The sequence below is a fragment of the Pedobacter gandavensis genome (assembly GCF_032678465.1).
GTDB classification, from domain to species: domain Bacteria; phylum Bacteroidota; class Bacteroidia; order Sphingobacteriales; family Sphingobacteriaceae; genus Pedobacter; species Pedobacter gandavensis_B.
In genome coordinates, this window is sequence record NZ_JAVTSK010000003.1 from 213,316 (window position 1) to 231,395 (window position 18,080).

At 41.3% G+C, this 18,080-nt stretch carries 16 protein-coding genes; 14 read left to right on the plus strand and 2 right to left on the minus strand.

The features are described from left to right. The first annotated feature begins 41 nt into the window (after positions 1-41). The 14 genes from R2Q94_RS07075 to R2Q94_RS07140 all read left to right on the plus strand — a co-directional run bounded on the left by R2Q94_RS07075 (position 42) and on the right by R2Q94_RS07140 (position 16,598). Positions 42-2,270, plus strand: a complete 2,229-nt coding sequence (locus R2Q94_RS07075) for a heavy metal translocating P-type ATPase (RefSeq protein ID WP_316820749.1) — start codon at positions 42-44, stop codon at positions 2,268-2,270. Positions 2,271-2,306: 36 nt separating this feature from the next. Then, entirely contained in the window at positions 2,307-2,519 is a 213-nt protein-coding gene (locus R2Q94_RS07080; protein WP_316820750.1) for a heavy metal-associated domain-containing protein, read from the plus strand. 76 nt (positions 2,520-2,595) lie between these two features. Beyond that, positions 2,596-3,000 (plus strand): hypothetical protein, encoded by a 405-nt coding sequence (locus R2Q94_RS07085; protein ID WP_316820751.1) that lies wholly within the window; start codon positions 2,596-2,598, stop codon positions 2,998-3,000. Between the two features lie 85 nt (positions 3,001-3,085). Further along, the gene (locus R2Q94_RS07090) at positions 3,086-3,655 is read left to right on the plus strand and encodes an AraC family transcriptional regulator (protein WP_316820752.1); all 570 of its coding nucleotides are present in this window, start codon (positions 3,086-3,088) and stop codon (positions 3,653-3,655) included. A gap of 112 nt (positions 3,656-3,767) precedes the next feature. Further along, the gene (locus R2Q94_RS07095) at positions 3,768-4,166 is read left to right on the plus strand and encodes an HYC_CC_PP family protein (RefSeq protein WP_316821052.1); all 399 of its coding nucleotides are present in this window, start codon (positions 3,768-3,770) and stop codon (positions 4,164-4,166) included. A 94-nt stretch (positions 4,167-4,260) separates the two neighbouring features. Further along, positions 4,261-4,629 carry a heavy-metal-associated domain-containing protein gene (locus tag R2Q94_RS07100; protein WP_316820753.1) on the plus strand — a complete coding sequence of 123 codons (369 nt, stop codon included), beginning with the start codon at positions 4,261-4,263 and terminating at the stop codon, positions 4,627-4,629. 114 nt (positions 4,630-4,743) lie between these two features. Then, positions 4,744-6,042: an efflux RND transporter permease subunit gene (locus R2Q94_RS07105; RefSeq protein ID WP_316820754.1), complete on the plus strand. Its 1,299-nt coding sequence runs from the start codon at positions 4,744-4,746 to the stop codon at positions 6,040-6,042. After that, positions 6,039-7,976, plus strand: coding sequence for an efflux RND transporter permease subunit (locus R2Q94_RS07110; RefSeq protein WP_316820755.1), 1,938 nt, complete (start codon positions 6,039-6,041; stop codon positions 7,974-7,976). Before R2Q94_RS07105 ends, R2Q94_RS07110 begins: the two co-directional genes overlap by 4 nt. Then, the gene (locus R2Q94_RS07115; protein ID WP_316820756.1) at positions 7,942-9,291 is read left to right on the plus strand and encodes a TolC family protein; all 1,350 of its coding nucleotides are present in this window, start codon (positions 7,942-7,944) and stop codon (positions 9,289-9,291) included. Before R2Q94_RS07110 ends, R2Q94_RS07115 begins: the two co-directional genes overlap by 35 nt. Then, positions 9,269-10,510, plus strand: a complete 1,242-nt coding sequence (locus tag R2Q94_RS07120; RefSeq protein WP_316820757.1) for an efflux RND transporter periplasmic adaptor subunit — start codon at positions 9,269-9,271, stop codon at positions 10,508-10,510. Before R2Q94_RS07115 ends, R2Q94_RS07120 begins: the two co-directional genes overlap by 23 nt. Positions 10,511-10,513: 3 nt before the next feature. After that, positions 10,514-11,743, plus strand: coding sequence for an efflux RND transporter periplasmic adaptor subunit (locus tag R2Q94_RS07125; protein ID WP_316820758.1), 1,230 nt, complete (start codon positions 10,514-10,516; stop codon positions 11,741-11,743). A gap of 15 nt (positions 11,744-11,758) precedes the next feature. Continuing rightward, positions 11,759-12,313: a DUF3347 domain-containing protein gene (locus R2Q94_RS07130; protein ID WP_316820759.1), complete on the plus strand. Its 555-nt coding sequence runs from the start codon at positions 11,759-11,761 to the stop codon at positions 12,311-12,313. A 261-nt stretch (positions 12,314-12,574) separates the two neighbouring features. Continuing rightward, positions 12,575-15,163 (plus strand): bifunctional lysylphosphatidylglycerol flippase/synthetase MprF, encoded by a 2,589-nt coding sequence (gene mprF, locus R2Q94_RS07135; RefSeq protein WP_316820760.1) that lies wholly within the window; start codon positions 12,575-12,577, stop codon positions 15,161-15,163. Between the two features lie 4 nt (positions 15,164-15,167). Beyond that, positions 15,168-16,598 (plus strand): AcvB/VirJ family lysyl-phosphatidylglycerol hydrolase, encoded by a 1,431-nt coding sequence (locus tag R2Q94_RS07140; protein WP_316820761.1) that lies wholly within the window; start codon positions 15,168-15,170, stop codon positions 16,596-16,598. On the opposite strand, the gene R2Q94_RS07145 is transcribed toward R2Q94_RS07140, so the two are convergent. Next, entirely contained in the window at positions 16,595-17,095 is a 501-nt protein-coding gene (locus tag R2Q94_RS07145; RefSeq protein ID WP_316820762.1) for a DinB family protein, read from the minus strand. The genes R2Q94_RS07140 and R2Q94_RS07145 overlap by 4 nt on opposite strands. 139 nt (positions 17,096-17,234) lie before the next feature. Then, positions 17,235-17,918, minus strand: coding sequence for an ElyC/SanA/YdcF family protein (locus tag R2Q94_RS07150; RefSeq protein ID WP_316820763.1), 684 nt, complete (start codon positions 17,916-17,918; stop codon positions 17,235-17,237). Between the last annotated feature and the right edge of the window lie 162 nt (positions 17,919-18,080).

The window sequence follows — 18,080 nt, forward strand, 5'->3', positions numbered from 1 at the left end:
GAGATTGGGGTACCTTTGTAATAAGAAAAATAAGATCCTCAATGAAAGAAAATATAGAAACCCTTAGCCTTCCTGTTTTAGGAATGACCTGTGCTTCCTGCGCCAGTAGTGTCGAGTCTATGATTGGCACACAGGAGGGAGTAACAGCGGCCGAGGTCAATTATGCCACACAATCGGTAAAGGTCACTTACCATCAGGATAAAATTCAGCCTTCAGATTTACAGAAAGCATTACAATCTGTTGGGTATGACTTAATTCTTGAAGAAGAAGGAGCGAAAGAAAAACAGGAAGAAGTACAACAAAATAATTATCAGCAACTGAAGAAGAGGATGATCGCCTCTTCCATATTGGCTTTGCCTGTAGTAATCATTGGTATGTTTTTCATGCATATGCCAAATGGCAACTATTATATGATGGCCTTAACAGCGCCAATTCTTTTCCTATTTGGGAAGAGCTTTTTTGTGAATGCCTGGAAACAAGCGCAACATGGTCGTGCCAATATGGACACTTTGGTGGCCTTAAGTACAGGAATTGCCTTTGCTTTTAGTGTATTCAATACTTTTTGGCCGGAATTCTGGTATTCCAGAGGTTTAGAACCACATGTTTATTTTGAAGCGGCAGCGGTGGTCATCGTATTCATTATGCTGGGGAAATTGCTGGAAGAAAAAGCGAAATCAAATACCTCTTCAGCCATTAAAAAACTAATGGGATTACAGCCAAAAACCGTGTTACTGGTAGATGAGCAGGGAGAAAGAGAGATTCCAATTGCAGAGCTGCGTATTGCGGATCGGCTGATGGTGCGCTCAGGAGAGAAAATCCCTGTAGATGGCGTCGTGTATGAGGGGAATTCTTTTGTAGATGAAAGTATGATTACGGGTGAGCCGGTAGCTGTAGCAAAAGGAGTAGGAGATCAGGTATTTGCCGGAACCATCAATCAAAAGGGGACCTTCCGTTTTAAAGCAGAAAAAGTAGGTGGAGCAACGATGCTTGCACAGATCATCAAATTGGTGCAGGATGCGCAAGGATCTAAGGCACCAGTGCAAAAGCTGGTCGATAGGATCGCCGGAATTTTTGTACCAGTTGTGATGCTGATCGCAGTTTTAACACTTGGAGCATGGTTGCTGTTTGGTGGAGAACATGCATTTACACATGGATTGCTCGCCATGGTGACGGTATTGGTGATTGCTTGTCCATGTGCCCTGGGTTTAGCTACGCCAACAGCCATTATGGTAGGAATTGGGAAGGGTGCTGAAACAGGTGTACTCATTAAAAACGCAGAAGCACTGGAACTCGGTTATAAAGTAAATGCAGTAATTCTGGATAAAACAGGAACAATTACCGAAGGCAAGCCTGAAGTAACAGCGCTGGAATGGGCAGCAGATCTTCCTCATTCTAAGACAGAACTGGAAAAAATATTGATGGCATTGGAATATGCTTCAGAGCATCCATTGGCAGAAGCAATTGTTCGCCATTTAAAAGATAAGGGCGTTGGTACTGTTGCACTGAGTCATTTTGAGAGCCTGACAGGAAAAGGAGTAGAAGGGATCGTAAATGGTCAGAAGTATTGGGCTGGAAGTCATAAGATTTTAAAAGACCAAAACATACCTGTATCCGCTGCTCTGGCCTCTAAGGTGTTGAGTTTGCAGGAAAAGGCGCAAACTGTGATTTACCTGGCCAATGCCAGCCAGGTATTGGCCATTGTGGCAATTGCCGATCAGGTGAAATCTGGTTCTGCAAGAGCAGTGGCTGCGTTAAAAGCTCAAGGTATTGAGGTATATATGCTTACCGGTGATAACAACCACACTGCTGCTTCTGTCGCTTTACAAGCTGGAATTGATCACTATAAGGCAGATGTCTTACCTTCAGATAAAGCGGATTTTGTGAAAGAATTACAAGTGGAGGGGAAAGTAGTAGCAATGGTTGGAGATGGCATCAATGATAGTCAGGCATTGGCACAGGCGGATGTTTCTATTGCCATGGGTAAAGGTTCTGATATTGCCATTGATGTAGCCAGTATCACTCTGGTATCTTCAGATTTACAGCAGGTTCCGAAAGCGTTGAAACTCTCTAAGCAGACCGTAAGGACCATTCGTCAGAACTTATTCTGGGCCTTTATTTACAACCTGATCGGGATTCCAGTTGCTGCCGGACTCTTGTACCCCATCAATGGATTCTTACTGAATCCTATGCTTGCCGGAGCAGCAATGGCTTTAAGTTCGGTGTCTGTAGTCAGTAATAGTCTAAGGTTAAAACTCTCAAAATTAAGTTAATCACTCAATATCAATCATTTTTAATTATAACATCAAATGGAAACTTTAAAATTTAAAACAAATATCAAATGTGCTGGATGTATTTCAACGGTTAGTCCGCACCTGGACGCACTTACTGAGGTAAGTAAGTGGGAAGTCGATACGAATAATCCAGATAAAATATTAACGGTTAAGGCTGCATCGGAATTGAATGGAAAATTGATTCAGGACACTTTAAAAAATGCAGGGTTTCAGGCGGAGCAAGTTTAGTTTTGCGACTTTAATGCCTTAAATTGTATATTTGCCGGCGGAAACTACAAAGGGGTTTCCGCCTTTGTTTTACCTTATGAAGAAAATTGGAGCTTTAAGTTTTGCCGCATTTTACCTGTTGTTAACCACCGGGTTATTTGTGTGTATACTCCATTGTTCTATGGCCTCTGCTTTTAGTTTTGAAAATGAGGAGGTTCATGTAGCAACAAAAGCAAAAGGCATTTCAGATACGATGCTGCAGGATAAAGACTGCGATTGCTGCCAGCATCATGGCGAATATGCGGTTAAAGAAAATATTAAAGATTCGGCTGCTGCAGGATTAAAGGCCAGATATGTATTGTCGGTCACCAGTCAGACAGTATTTGCATATCTGATTAGATCAGAAAGCATTGCCGATATCGGGAATTGGAACAGAAATACGAGCAGGGTAGCTTTTAATAAAACACCTATTTATCTTTCCAACAGGGTACTCATCATTTGATCAAGCGGAGGAAATTTCCTCATTTGTTTTTTATTGACCTGGCAACAGTTTTTTGTTGCTCATTAACTTCATTAAGCTTGACTACATGTTATTACACATTAAAAATATGGTTTGCGAACGTTGCATTACTGCTGTTCGCCATCAAATGGAAAATCTGAACTTCCTGGTTGCTGATATTACTTTAGGTACCGTGCAAATTCATCCGGAACCCGAAGATCGTCAGTTACAAAATATTGCTTCCTCCCTGAGCATTCTTGGATTTGAACTCATAGATAAAGAGAAAGATCAATTGGTAGAGCGGATTAAAACGGTCATCATTGAAATTGTTCATTATTCTGATCTTGCCAATTTGAATCAGAGTCTGATCAGTATGATCGCCTTGCGTTTAAATAGGGATTATACCTATTTAAGTCGGTTATTTTCTGAATCAGAAGGGCTTACCATTGAAAAGTTTATTATTCATCAGAAGATTGAAAAGGTGAAAGAACTGATTGAATATGGAGAACTCAATCTGAATGAGATTTCCATGAAAATGGGCTACAGTAGCAATGCCCACCTTTCTTCTCAGTTTAAGTCGATTACAGGAATAGCACCAAGCAAATATAAAGCAGAGGGGAAATCCTTAAGAAATCCTATTGATAAAATTAATAATTAAGTATCTTTAAATGCTCAGGCCATTAATTTCGGGCCTCAACCGGTTTAATTCTATAAAATAATTCCAGAATTATATAAAATTAAGCCGGTTAAATTCAGGAGATTTGAAACAGATGAAAAAAGTACTGCTAACCATAATTGCAATGTTCTACCTGGGGATTTCCAGTGGATCAACGCTGCACTTCCATTATTGCATGGGAGAGCTGGTGAGCTGGGGTATGGAAAAACAGAGTACTGAGCTTTGTGATCTTTGTGGAATGCCAAAAGGCAATGCTAAAGACAAATCATGCTGTAAAGATCAGAAACAGGAAACCAAAGTAGACCAAAGTCAAACGACTAGTCAGACGGTATACCAGTTTAATCCGCCATTTCAGGCCATTCTTCCAGTTGCATTGTTTCTGGATTATGCCGTAGAAATCCCTGTTAAAATAACCAGAGAGGCATTGAGCAATGCACCTCCTGAAGGACAGAAAGTTCCTGTCTTCCTGAAAAACTGTACCTACAGAATATAATACCCTCCCTTTATCCTTCCTGACACCTTCGTGTCGCTGGTGATGGCTTTGCCATGGCCCTATTCTTATTAAACTATTTTTTACAATTATAATTATGATGAAATCATTGAGATTCTCTATGGTGGTCGGCCTGACCTTCCTTGGTTCTGCAGTATTTGCACAATCAAAAACTGAAAGTATCAAAGTATCTGGCAACTGTTCTATGTGCAAGAAAACGATCGAAACTGCTTTAAAGGTTCCGGGAGTGAGTGCTGCAAGCTGGAATACCGAAACAAAAATGCTGAAAGTGAGCTACGACAGTACTAAAATCAGCAATGATGAAGTACAGAAAAAAGTGGCTGCTGTAGGTTATGATACGCCTAAGTATAAGGCAAAGGATGAAGTTTACAGTGCCTTACATGGTTGTTGCCAATACGACCGTGAAGCAGGTGATAAATTACCTAAAGCACCAAAGAAACACTAATTATTGATCAGGAAAATCTGTAAAAGCGAGGCCTGAGCGGGCAATTGCTTTTACAGATGGCCTTCCTGAACAGATGATTTCAAGATTCAACATCCTCATAATTTATAAAATAAAATGGTACATAAAATTATAGAATGGTCCATGCGCAACCGGTTTATTGTGCTGGTACTCTCTTTAGGCTTATTCGTTTGGGGCATTTATGCCGTGAAGAAAAATCCTATAGATGCAATACCGGATCTGTCCGAAAACCAGGTGATTGTCTTTACAGAATGGATGGGGCGTTCACCACAACTGATCGAGGATCAGGTGACGTATCCGCTGGTCACTAATTTGCAGGGAATCCCTAAGATTAAATACGTTCGTGGATCTTCCATGTTCGGAATGAGCTTTATCTATGTCATCTTTGAGGATGACGTAGATGTGTACTGGGCGAGAGAGCGTGTGCTGGAACGCATCAGTACCATTTCAAAAACCTTACCAGATGGCGTAAGTCCTCAGTTAGGACCCGATGGAACTGGAGTAGGGCACGTCTTATGGTATACCCTGGATGCGCCAGACATGGATTTGGGAGAGCAACGCGCCATCCAGGACTGGTATGTGAAGTTTGCCTTACAAACCGTACCAGGAGTAAGTGAAATTGCTTCATTTGGAGGTTTTCAGAAGCAATATCAGATCTCAATTGACCCCAATAAATTACTTTATTACAAATTGACTGCCCCGGAAGTGATTGCAGCGGTGCGAAGCAACAATAACGAATCCGGTGGCAGGAAGTTTGAAATGAGTGATATGGGCTATATCATCAAGACCTCAGGCTACCTGAAATCAATTAAGGAGATTGGGGATATCCCGGTGAAGAATCAGAATGGGACACCAATCCGGGTTTCGGATCTGGCCACCGTTCAGATGACCGGGGAAACACGTTTAGGCATATTTGATCAGGATGGAGAAGGCGAACGCGCGGGAGGAATTGTGGTGATGCGTTATGGAGAAAATGCTGCAGAGGTGATCGACAATGTCAAGGCTAAAATGAAAGAAGTTTCTAAAGGCCTGCCAAAAGGAGTCAAATTCGATATCGTATACGATCGAGGTGAACTGATTAAAGAATCGGTTGATTCCATTACCCATACGCTGATCGAGGAAATGATTGTGGTTTCAATAATTGTGATCATTTTTCTTTTCCACTGGCGTAGCGCGGTGAGTATCATTATTCAGATTCCGATTACGATTGCCGCCAGTTTTATTCTACTGAATGCTTTTGATATTTCTTCCAACATCATGTCCTTAACCGGGATTGCCCTGGCCATCGGTGTGATTGTCGACAATGGAATTATCATGAGTGAAAATGCTTATAAACACCTTTCAGAACGCTATCTGGTCTGGGAGCAAGAACAACAAAAAACAACTGAATCATGATCAAGTGGTTAAAAAATAGATTCCGTAAATCCCCGGATTGGATCACGGAAGAGGAGCGCCTGGCGATCATTACTAAATCGAGTAAACAGGTATCCAGAGGAGTTTTCTTTGCAACGGTGATCATTATCACCTCTTTTCTACCTGTATTTATGCTGACGGGGCAAGAAGGGAAATTGTTTCATCCACTGGCATTTACAAAGACTTTCATTATGATAGTCGATGCATTGCTGGTGATTACCCTGGCACCAGTAATTATCTCCTTCTTTATGAAAGGGAAGTTCAGACCGGATAGTGCAAATCCGGTAAACCGGGTATTGGAAAAAGTATATGAACCCGTCATCAGAACGGTGTTGAAATGGAGAAAAACCACTTTAGCAATTAATATCATCGCTTTGCTCATTACGATTCCTTTATTGAAAAACCTGGGCACAGAGTTTATCCCACCATTAGATGAACAGAGTATTTTGTTTATGCCGGTGACTTTACCAGATGTTTCCAATGCAGAAGCGAAAAGGATTTTACAGGTGCAGGATAAGATTATTAAATCTGTACCGGAAGTGGATAAGGTATTGGGGAAAGCAGGTAGAGCGAATACGGCAACCGACAATTCACCAATTAGCATGATTGAAACGATCATTACGCTAAAACCTAAATCAGAATGGAGGGAAGGGATCAGCAAAAAGGACATCATCACCGAACTGGATGCAAAACTGCAGATTCCAGGCGTGGTGAATGGCTGGACCCAGCCCATCATCAACAGGATCAATATGTTGGCTACGGGCATCCGTACCGATGTGGGGATTAAAGTATTTGGGCAAAATCTGGACACCATTGCTTCTGTTTCAGAGCGTGTAAAAGCGGCATTGGAAGGGACTGAAGGGGTGAGCGATCTTTTTGTGGAGCCCATCACCGGAGGTAAATACCTTTCGATAGATGTGAAAAGGGATGAACTGGCACGTTATGGTTTAAATGTAGATGATGTCAACCAGATTGTTGAAACGGCATTAGGTGGGGCAACCATTGGAAATACCATTGAAGGGCGTCAGCGTTTTTCCATTAGTGTGCGTCTGGCTCAGGAATATAGAAATAGTGTAGAGCAGATTAAGCGGATTCCGGTTCAATCGAAAGGATTTGGGGAAGTACCGCTATCAGCAGTGGCCGACATCAAATTTGAAGATGGTCCTCCGATGATCAGCTCCGATAACGCGATCCTTCGTGGTGCGGTAATGTTTAATGTAAGGGACAGAGATTTGGGAAGTACCGTTCAGGATGCCATGGAGAAGTTGAATAAAGAAAAAGGGATGCTTCCTGAAGGGTATTTTCTGGAATGGAGTGGACAGTATGAGAACCTGATCCGTGGTAAACAAACGCTGATGTGGATTGCACCAGTGGTATTGCTGATCATTTTCTTCTCTTTATACTTTGCTTTTAAATCCATCAGAGAGGCTTTCCTGAGTTTGATTACAGTGCCTTTTGCTTTAATCGGCGGGGCTTACATGATCTACTTCTGGGATGTAAATCTTTCCGTAGGTGTAGCTGTTGGTTTCATCGCGCTGTTCGGAATCGCGGTGGAAACAGGGATTGTAATGGTGATTTACCTGAATGATGCTATGGCTCAACTGATCAAATTGAAAGGAAATTCAAGGGAGAACATTACTAAAGAAGATTTAAGAGAATACGTGATTTTTGGTGCAGCCAGAAGGTTAAGACCCAAACTGATGACGGTATGTGTGTCGCTGTTTGGTCTGGTACCGGTATTATGGGCTACAGGAGTTGGCGTTGATGTGATGCAGCCAATTGTCTTACCGATGATTGGGGGGGTATTGACTTCTTCTACGCACATTTTATTGGTGACACCACTGATCTTTTTAATGTCAAAAGAATACGAATTGAGAAAATATGGAAAACTGGAGGTTCACGATGTACAACATTAAAAGAATAGCAGCATTGGTATGCATGTTACCTTTTGCTGCGGTAGCACAAGAAAAACCAGCGGTTTCGAAATTGAAACCAGTAGTCTCACAAGAAAAAACTACACAGGAAGCAGGTCTGGCTGTTTCCGGTAAGCCGGTACTTTCACTGGATACAATTTTGAAAAGAATTGATCAGAATAACCTGCTGTTGCAATCGTACGGACTGAGGGCGGAAAGTTATAAGCATACGGCCAATGCAGCAACAGCCTGGATGGCACCAATGATTGGAGTGGGAACATTTATGACTCCTTACCCTGGTCAGATGATTATGGACGAAGGGGATAAAGGATCGGTCATGGTACAGTTGGAGCAGGACATCCCTAATCCAGCGAAGCTAAAAGCGAATAAAAAGTTCATTGAATCGAAGGCAAAGGTAGAAAATGCGACCAGAGGAGTGACACTTAATGAATATAAAGCACAGGCCAAGCGCTTGTATTTTGGCTGGCTGGTTTCGATGCAGAGGATCAAGGTTTTGAAAGAAAATGAGAAGATCATGGAAACCATGAAAAAGGTGGAAGAGATCAGATATCCTTTTAATCAATCGAAATTGAGTAGCGTTTATCGGGCTACAGCAAAAATTGAGGAGAATAAAAATATGATCCGTATGCTGGAAGGGGATATGGCGAAATCTAAAGCCTGGTTAAACAGCCTAATGAATCATCCTGGCAATATGGATTTTGCGATTGACTCCACTTATCAGCCGGTTTATGTACCAGCTTCGGCAATCGATACAGGAAGTCTGGCGATGGTGAGGAAGGATATCGAGAAAATGGACTTTAGCATTCAATCGATGAAACTGAACATTGAGGCCATGCAGAAACAGGCTAAGCCAGATTTTAAACTGCGTTTTGATCACATGTCGCCTTTAACGAAAATGATGCCTAAAGCCTTTAGTGTGATGGGAATGGTGAGTATTCCAATTGCGCCATGGTCTTCGAAAATGTATAAATCGGAAGCGAAAGGAATGGGATATGAAGTGTTGGCGATGGAGAAAGAAAAAGCTGCGATGCTTCAGGAAACGCAAGGAATGTTGTATGGCATGCAGTTCGAAATCCAGTCCATGCAAAAACGCATTGAGGCAATGGAAAAAACGATTATTCCGACACTGAAAAAGACCATGGAAGTGAGTATGCTCAATTATCGCGAAAACAAAATGGAACTGCCGGAGGTGATTGGTACATGGGAGGCGCTGACGATGATGCAGGCCAATGTATTGGATGAAAAATTGAAACTTTATTTAATGATCGTAGATTATGAAAAAGAATTATATCGTTAAGCCCGGCAGAAATTTTCGTGTGCTAATGGGATTAGCGGCGATCAGTATATTATTGTTGAGTGCTTGTAAAGAAAACAAAAAGACAGATGCGCATCATGATCCAGCAACGGTAAATGTGGATAGCAATCTTTCACATTTATTAAAACCTTCCAATGAGCAGGTGGTTTCATCAGTTCCGGTGATCAAGGCCGAATATGGCTCAAAGATTTTTACTGAAGAAGTGCAGGGGATCATCAATTATGATACAAGAAACCAGCACAATATTTCTAGTAAAATTGGAGGGAGAATCGAACGTTTGTGGATTAAATACAATTATCAGCCAGTCAGCAAAGGTCAATTGATCATGGAGATTTATTCGCCCGATCTGGCGGCTGCTCAGCAGGAATTGTTGTTCATTTATCGTACTGGAAATGATCCGTTGATGTTGGAAAAAGGAAAGCAACGTTTATTGTTGTTGGGGATGACACCTGCAGGGATCAGCGCTTTAATAAAGCGGGGTACACCAAGTTACCGCATTCCTGTATACAGTAATGTTTCCGGTTTTATTCTGGAACAATCTGCTGCAACAGCAGTAGCAAGTCCGGCAGCTTCATCCGAATCTTCAACATCTGGCGATGGTATGGCCAGTATGGCTGGAACTGCAACCGCTTCGGCTGCAGCAGCTGTTCCTGCAGCTCCGGTTAATTCACCGGTTTTATTAAGAGAGGGCCAGTATGTAAGTGCAGGTGCTGCGCTTTTTACTGTATACAGTTCGGATCAACTGGTGGCTGAGTTTTCTTTGAAAGCTGCACTGGCTGCTCATCTGAGGGTAGGAAGCAAGTTTGTGTTTTACAAAACTTCAGATAAAACAGAGAGTCAAACGGCCCGTATTGGTTTAATTCAGCCAACTTTTAAAAATGGGGAGAATTTCACCATTGCAAGAGCTTATCTGAACAATCCAAAGATCAAAGTTGGCCAGTTGGTGACGGCAAGAATTCCAGTGCAATTGTCTGCATCCTGGTGGTTACCAGAGGAAGCAGTTGTCTCTGTTGGAAATAAACGCGTAGTTTTCAAGAAAGAGGGCAATGTGTTTATCCCAAAAATGGTAGATGCTGGGATCAGCATTGCTGGTAAGGTACAGATCAAAGAGGATATCAGTAGCTGGAATATCAGTAAGAATGCCGCCTATCTGGTGGATAGTGAGAGTTTTATTAAAATGACAGCAAACAAGGAACTTTAAGATATGGAACGTAAATTATTTATAAAACAGTTTGCATTGGTGGCACTCGTTCCTTCGGTATTTCTGGCCGCTTGTCAAAGCGCGCAAAAGGAGGCTGCTAAAGATGGTGTGGTCGTAAAAAAACAAACCTATACCTGTCCGATGCACCCTCAGGTGATCAAAGAAGAAATGGGAACCTGTCCGATTTGTGGAATGGACCTGGTGCCTTTCGAAAAGAATAGTAATGATAAAGCCCTGAAAGTAGATGAGAAAAGGCAGATTCTGGCAAATATTACTACGATAGTGATTGGTGCAAACAGCATCTCAGGAACTAAACAGTTGAATGGTAGACTGGTTGTTGATCCAAAACAAAGCAGCTATATCTCCAGTCGTATCGCAGGTCGGATTGAGCAATTGTATGTAAGGGAAACAGGGGTTCGGGTTAAAAAGGGGCAACCTTTGTACCAGATTTATTCAGAACAGCTTTCTGCATTACAGCAGGAATATCTGATGGCCGTTGCACAGCAAAAGCAATTTCCCGGGGATAAAATTGAACAGCAACTGGTAGAATCTGCAAAGCAGAAGCTATTGCTTTATGGACAGTCTGCCGGACAAATTCAACAATTGTTGACGACGCAGAAGAAAAACCCTTATGTAACCTTCTTTGCACCTGAAGGTGGGGTGGTTGCAGAAGTATCCGTTACCCCTGGGCAATATGTGACTGAAGGTGGTCCAATTATGAGACTGGAAGGTTATGGTGATTTATGGGTAGAAGCGGATGTTTATCCAAATGAGGTTGCCAGTATCAAAGAAGGACAAAAAGTGAAAGTGGTGATCCCGGGCTGGGAAGATCAGCCTCAGGAAATGACCATTAGTTTTATCACTCCATCCTTACTTTCAGGTACACAGCTGACGCAAATCCGGGGAAGTATTCCTAACCCAAATCAGCAATGGCAGCCGGGCGCGCAAGCCAATGTATTTGTGCCTAGCGGGAATCAAAAGAGCAGCACTTTGACCTTACCTGTTGATGCGGTAATCCGTGATGGTAAAGGGATGCACGTTTGGGTAAAACAAGGAAAGGATAGCTTTGAGCCGAAACGGGTCACTACAGGCCAGGAGAACGACAACCAGGTAGAAATTACTGCCGGCCTATCTGATGGAGAACAGGTGGTTGTAACTGGCGCCTATCTGTTGTACAGTGAATATATTTTGAAAAAAGGAAAGAATCCTATAGAAGGTTTAAAATTGAAATAATTAAATAAAAATAACATGAAAACAATCACAAGTTTAGCCATAACAATTGCGGCAACCACTTTATTATCAGCATGCGGAAATACGCAGAAACCAGCAGAAGAGTCTCATGAAGGCCATGACCATGCTAAAGAAGCAAAAACGGAAGTTAATGCAGAAAAAGGAAAGGTGAGTTTAAAGGATGATAAATTGAATGCGGTTTATCCTCACTATATTCATCTGACAACAGCCCTGACCAATGGAGATGTTGCAGAAGCAAAAGTTGCGGCTCAGGCGATTGAATTGGGTGCGAAAGAGTTATCAAATCCGGCGAGTTTATTGGCATTGACTGCCAAAATTGGCGATGCTACAGATATTGAAGTACAAAGAGTGGCTTTTGCTTCGTTGAGTGATGATTTTATTCAAAGAGCAAAGGTTTCAGGAGTTGCCGGTGGTGAGATCTACGTCGAGTACTGCCCAATGGCATTAAACGATAAAGGTGCTTCCTGGTTAAGCAATCAAAAAGACATCAAAAATCCATATTATGGTGAGTCTATGCTGACTTGCGGAGAAATTAAAGAAACGATAAAATAATTTCAGATTATTTAGAATTGGAATGGGTGTAAGTTATTTGATAATCAGGTTGTAGTTGTATATTTTTATTCACTTAAACGTATACATATGATCTACATGAGTTATTAGATTAATTCAATCTGCTTTTCTTTCCATTTTATCATGCATGTGAAGTTCTAGGAGGAAAATCTTTTTAATCTTTTGTATGAAGATTTCTTCATTTTGTTATTTGGATAAGCTGTATATTTAGATAAGACTTATAAAGTTTATCTAAATAACGGAATGAAGCAACTCAAATTTTTTGTGCCCTTTTTAAAGGAGAATGGAAAAATTATATCCAGTTATGTTTTTAGTCTTTTCTTCATTGGACTAGCGATCTGGTTCATTAAGCAGGAGCGTGGAGAAATCAGGCAGGTTGAACATTTACTGACCACGGCCAGATGGCTCTGGGTTACTATAGGCATTGTATTGAGTGTGGCTTATGTATTTATCCACGGTATGATGTACCGCTCTTCATTTGCTGCGGTTTCCAGCACGATTTCTATCGCAGATGGCACTATACTTTTTCTGAAACGTAATTTTATCAGTGTTTTTTTGCCCGCAGGCGGAGTTTCTTCTCTTGCTTTCTTTAGTAGCCCGATTGAACAGAAAGGAGTCAGCAAATCTCAGATTAATTTTGCCTCTTCTATCTACGGTTTTGTAGGAATTTTATCGGTGCTGGTGATTGCTATTCCAGTATTTATTTACGCTATCCTGGAAGGAAGTATCGGTGCCGGCGAATGGTTTGGCCTGATTGCGGCTATCCTGTTGATGGTAGGAATTTACTATTTGTATCGCTCTGTGATCAAAAGAGGGAGCATTTACCGGTTTATCATTAAATACATCCCTGTTATAGAAGTTTATGCTTCGGAATTTAGAAACAACCAGATAGAACGCAAGCATTTTATTGCCACTTTTCTTTACAGTAGTTTAATTGAAGTAGTAGGAATTGTCCATATTTATATTGCTATGCTGGCTTTGGATCTTCCTGCTTCCTGGATGAATGCAATCATCAGTTATATTGTTGCTGTCGTATTCCTAATCATCTCTCCATTTTTAAGGGGCTTAGGGGCTGTAGAAGCCTCCATGACTTTTATCCTGATTCGTTTGGGCTATGCTACTCCACAAGCGGTATCCATTACTTTTCTTTATCGTTTCATGGAGTTTTGGATTCCAATGTTCATTGGGGCCATGAGTTTTCTTTTCCGCATCAATAAATTACTGATGCGGGTGGTTCCGGCATTGTTCCTGTTGTTACTGGGGATCATCAACATTGTTTCGGTATTGACTCCTGCGATCCATTCCCGCCTGAAATTTGTGAAGGATTTTATTCCTATGGAAGCCATTACTGCTTCCAATTATTTTGTGCTGATGGCCGGTTTGTTTTTACTGGTTACCGCGGCATTCATGTTGAAAGGTTTGCGCATGGCCTGGTATTTTGCAATGGCATTGTGTTTACTTTCTCTCCTGGGGAATCTGACCAAGGCGATTGATTATGAAGAGGCGATTTTCTCTGTACTCGTGATGGTTGTTCTTCTGGCTTCCAGAAAAGAATATTATATAAAAAATAATGCTAAACTCAGGTCTTTTGGAATTCAGACTACCTTACTCAGTATTCTCGGGATCCTGATTTATGGTACGATTGGTTTTTATTTTCTCGACAAAAAGCATTTTAACATTGATTTTAGCTGGTGGCAGTCTGTCCGCTATACCCTGGAGAATTTCATCCTGATGGGTAGTGATGACCTGCAACCTATGGACCATTTCGCCAGGGGATTCCTATATTCTATCAATATTAGTGGTTTTCTATCTATTGGTTTCCTGATTTACACGCTCATCAGACCTTATATTTCCAGCGACGAAACAGAAGAACTGGAATTTGAGCAGGCCAATCAATTGTTGGAAAAGTATGGCAATACCGGGATAGATTATTTTAAAACTTATAAAGACAAGCTGATTTATTTTTCAGAGTCATTAGAGGGCTTTGTCGCGTATCGCATTGCGGGAAATTTTGCTGTGGTATTGGAATGTCCGGTTTCGGCTATTGAAAACAGGAAAGCCCTGATTAAAGATTTCGATAAATACTGCTTTGAAAATGGGATGAAAAGTTTGTATTACCGGGTGCCGGAGGAAAGTCTGGAAGACTTCTTATCCTTAGGTAAGAAACGATTGTTTTTGGGACAGGAGGGGATCGTTGATTTGTCGGCATTTTCATTGGAAGGGGGAAGTAAAAAGTCCATTCGTAATGCCTTGAAAAAGGTGACGGACCATGGTTATCATACGAAAGTGTATACCGCACCCATTAAAGATGGCCTGTTGCAAAAGTTAAAAGCTGTTTCTGACGGTTGGCTTGAGGATACGGACCGTGAAGAACTGGTGTTTTCTCAGGGGATGTTTAACTGGGAGGAATTAAAGGGGCATACCATCATAACTGTCGAAAATGCGGAGGAAAAGATTGTTGCTTTTATCAATATTATCCCAGACTATGCACCAGGCGAGGGTACCTACGATCTGATCAGGAAAACCAGTGATGCACCGAATGGGATTATCGATTTTATTATGGTTACGCTTTTTAATCACCTGAAAGCGGAAGGTTGCACAAAAGTAAACCTTGGCTTCGCACCGATGTCCGGACTGGTAGATCCACATAATTTCCCGGAGCGTTCGATGAAGTTTGCCTATGAGAAAATCAGGTCCTTCTCTCATTACAAAGGATTACGCGCAGCAAAAGAAAAATTTGCTCCTGAATGGCAGAATAGATACCTGATTTACGATCATGATTACGATTTATTACAAGTGCCAACGGTATTATCCAAGGTCATTAAACCCTAAGCTGATGAAACACTTAATTGTTTTTTTATTCCTGTTATTGCTGGGTGCTAAACCCGCTGCTGCCATCGAGGTAGAACATGTTTCTTATGGTAAATTCGGAAATATTACCATTTACCACCCTTTACGTAGTCCTGCCTCCGTCGTTTTGTTTGTTTCCGGAGATGGTGGCTGGAAAGATGTGGTCATCAATATGGCTCAAAACATGGCTGCTGAGGGGGCATTGGTTTTAGGAATAGATGCCAGACATTATGAGTATTACTTATCCAAACAAGCTACTGCATGTTTGTATCCCGCGGCCGATTTTGAAGAACTTAGCCTGTCTATTCAAAAAAAATACAGACTTCCTAATTATTTGAAGCCAGTGTTAATGGGCTATTCTTATGGTGCTACCTTGGTTTATGCCATGCTGGCGCAGGCACCTGCGAATACGTTTAAAGGAGCAATTGCCTTGGGATTTTCTCCCGACATTAACATCAATAAACCACTTTGTAAAGGGAATGGTTTGGGTTTACAGCCGGTAAAGAAAGGAGTGTCTTATATGTTGCAAAGTACAAAAAGCCTGACTGCTCCTTTTATGGTAATCAATGGAAGAAAAGATTTAGCCTGTCCTTTTGTCGTCACAGCAACTTTCCTGAAAGGGATGCCTATGACTGAGCTGATTGCTTTGCCCAATGCCGGACATGGTTTTATGAATTCCGTAGATTGGGAATCAGAACTGAGTACTGCTTTAAAAAAAATCCTGACTACTCCGGGATTCACAGAACGGAAGTCGGCGGAAAATAGCAATTTAAATCATCAGCCCATTACTCCTTACAAAGGAGATTTGCCAATCACCCTGATTCCGGCAGCTCAACAGAATAACTTACCAATTGTTTTTATGATCTCTGGTGATGGTGGCTGGACCAGCTTTGATCAGAGCCTGGCGGAGGAGCTGGCTGCCAAGGGTCTTTCCGTACTGGGTTTAGATGCACAAAAGTACTTTTGGAATGCCAAGAATCCGGATCAAACCAGTAAGGAGGTTAGTCTGGCACTCAGCCATTACCTGAACGTAATGGGAAAGGAAAACCTGATTCTTGCTGGTTACTCTTTTGGGGCTTCGATCGTTCCATTTATAGCCAACCGCTTGCCTGTTGATTTAAAATCGAGGCTTAAAAGTGTCATTTCACTTTCTCCGGATGTGACTGCGGATTTTGAAATCCATCTTGTGGATCTGTTCAATTTCGGAAGCAATAAAGAGAAATATAATGTCATTGCCGAACTTAAAAAAATAAGCCCAATAGTTCCAGTATCTATTTTTGGAGAAGGGGAAGGCAATAAAATTAAAAATCAGTTTCTAAAAGAAGGGCTCAAGGTGATCACCATTTCTGGAGATCACCATTTTGATAAAGATTATGAGAAAATCTCTACGGTATTTTTAAAGCAGATTCCAAATTAATCCATTGCCGGCATTCCCATGCTTTCCCACTCTTCTTTGGAAGGACCATAGATTCCAGGAACAGTTAAACCAAGCATGCTCATGATGACGGTCATTTGGCTTCTGTGGTGACTTTCATGGGCGATTAAGATGGAAAGGACTCTGCCTTTTTTCCACTGTTCTCCATACATATTCACGAGGTCATCCAGATTGGAGTCGGTCCATTTTAATCTTACCGTACGCATCAACAGCGTATTGTAATTTACATAGGTTTCAATCAGTTCTGTTAAAGTAGACGGAATAGGCAGCTCGTGTAAAAGATCGGTTTCAAATAAGCCCGCATTTTTTCCCATCTCTGTTAGGGTTTGGGTAATGTGCCATGCCAGGCGCTCCAGAGAACGTACGTTTTCATGAATTTTTACTGATTTTGTTTCCTCAGTAAGGTTGGAAAATAGTTTGATGGTATTTGACTCTTCTTCTTTTCTTTCAGTCAGGAAATCTTCAATACTACGATACATAATGCGCTGGTTTTTGTGCTACGAAGGTGCAAAGATTTCCTCAATTGCTCAAATAAGAATTGTATTCTTTTCGTAATTCAGGAATCCTTTTTAAGGAATTAGGATCTGTATAAATCAGATTTTGAATCTCAGTTGTAGCTTATTTGTTTAACAATAAGGCTTCTACAAGATTTAATTTGGTTTGTACTTCGGAAAGGGAAAAGTCGCCTCTGTTTCCATAGGTAATCATTCTTAAATATTCACCAAGAATCAGGCTTTGCCCATATCTGGTCTTAAACCAATGCTCAGGGTCGATCGGATATTCGTGCCGGTCTGATGGCAATGGAAATGGAATACAATGAATCCTCGAGTTAGGAAAAAAATGTTGTAGGGACAACCTCGCTCTTTTGCTGGCATAGCCATGGCAAATGAAGCTGATCGATTTTACCTTTTCAAAATCTGTTAATTTTTGTGCTTCAATGATATTCTCCAGCATATTCTTTGAACGGGTTTCCAGTAACATGTTGCCATCCTGATATTGGACCGGGAGACAGGCGTGAATAGATTCAGATTCGGGTTTGTTGTGCTGATACGAGTTCCCATAATTTGCAATCCCACCGGTAATGATCACTTGTTTTACCTGGTGGTCTTCGATTTGCTGCGTAATCAGTTTTGCAATTTCTTTGTGTTTAACATTAGAGCTAAACACAAACAAGAGATCGGATGATACCTGCTCTTCCTCTTCAAAGCATAACTTTGTGAGTACACTAATCAACTCCTGATCCATAGTCGGACAGGATGACGCGTAAGGTATTAATTCTGTTTGTAAAGGTGTCCTTTCCATGGGCCAATGCGAATTGGATTACAATATTTTGTTTTTATCCTGGCGACATTCCCGACTATCCCCCCGGATAAAAGATCTTGAGCTTGGATTCAAATCATTTTGAATTAAGTTTTTTATACTAAATAATGTCGCTTAAAAACAAATTCAACTCTACTGGGTTTT

What these genes read in the sequence shown, in the direction of transcription:
- mprF (WP_316820760.1), top strand. Translation starts at nt 12,575, where the DNA reads ATGAAGCAACTCAAATTTTTTGTGCCCTTTTTAAAGGAGAATGGAAAA.
- R2Q94_RS07145 (WP_316820762.1), bottom strand. Translation starts at nt 17,095, where the DNA reads ATGTATCGTAGTATTGAAGATTTCCTGACTGAAAGAAAAGAAGAAGAG.
- R2Q94_RS07130 (WP_316820759.1), top strand. Translation starts at nt 11,759, where the DNA reads ATGAAAACAATCACAAGTTTAGCCATAACAATTGCGGCAACCACTTTA.
- R2Q94_RS07095 (WP_316821052.1), top strand. Translation starts at nt 3,768, where the DNA reads ATGAAAAAAGTACTGCTAACCATAATTGCAATGTTCTACCTGGGGATT.
- R2Q94_RS07140 (WP_316820761.1), top strand. Translation starts at nt 15,168, where the DNA reads ATGAAACACTTAATTGTTTTTTTATTCCTGTTATTGCTGGGTGCTAAA.
- R2Q94_RS07075 (WP_316820749.1), top strand. Translation starts at nt 42, where the DNA reads ATGAAAGAAAATATAGAAACCCTTAGCCTTCCTGTTTTAGGAATGACC.
- R2Q94_RS07110 (WP_316820755.1), top strand. Translation starts at nt 6,039, where the DNA reads ATGATCAAGTGGTTAAAAAATAGATTCCGTAAATCCCCGGATTGGATC.
- R2Q94_RS07100 (WP_316820753.1), top strand. Translation starts at nt 4,261, where the DNA reads ATGATGAAATCATTGAGATTCTCTATGGTGGTCGGCCTGACCTTCCTT.
- R2Q94_RS07090 (WP_316820752.1), top strand. Translation starts at nt 3,086, where the DNA reads ATGTTATTACACATTAAAAATATGGTTTGCGAACGTTGCATTACTGCT.
- R2Q94_RS07080 (WP_316820750.1), top strand. Translation starts at nt 2,307, where the DNA reads ATGGAAACTTTAAAATTTAAAACAAATATCAAATGTGCTGGATGTATT.
- R2Q94_RS07125 (WP_316820758.1), top strand. Translation starts at nt 10,514, where the DNA reads ATGGAACGTAAATTATTTATAAAACAGTTTGCATTGGTGGCACTCGTT.
- R2Q94_RS07085 (WP_316820751.1), top strand. Translation starts at nt 2,596, where the DNA reads ATGAAGAAAATTGGAGCTTTAAGTTTTGCCGCATTTTACCTGTTGTTA.
- R2Q94_RS07150 (WP_316820763.1), bottom strand. Translation starts at nt 17,918, where the DNA reads ATGGAAAGGACACCTTTACAAACAGAATTAATACCTTACGCGTCATCC.
- R2Q94_RS07120 (WP_316820757.1), top strand. Translation starts at nt 9,269, where the DNA reads ATGAAAAAGAATTATATCGTTAAGCCCGGCAGAAATTTTCGTGTGCTA.
- R2Q94_RS07105 (WP_316820754.1), top strand. Translation starts at nt 4,744, where the DNA reads ATGGTACATAAAATTATAGAATGGTCCATGCGCAACCGGTTTATTGTG.
- R2Q94_RS07115 (WP_316820756.1), top strand. Translation starts at nt 7,942, where the DNA reads ATGGAAAACTGGAGGTTCACGATGTACAACATTAAAAGAATAGCAGCA.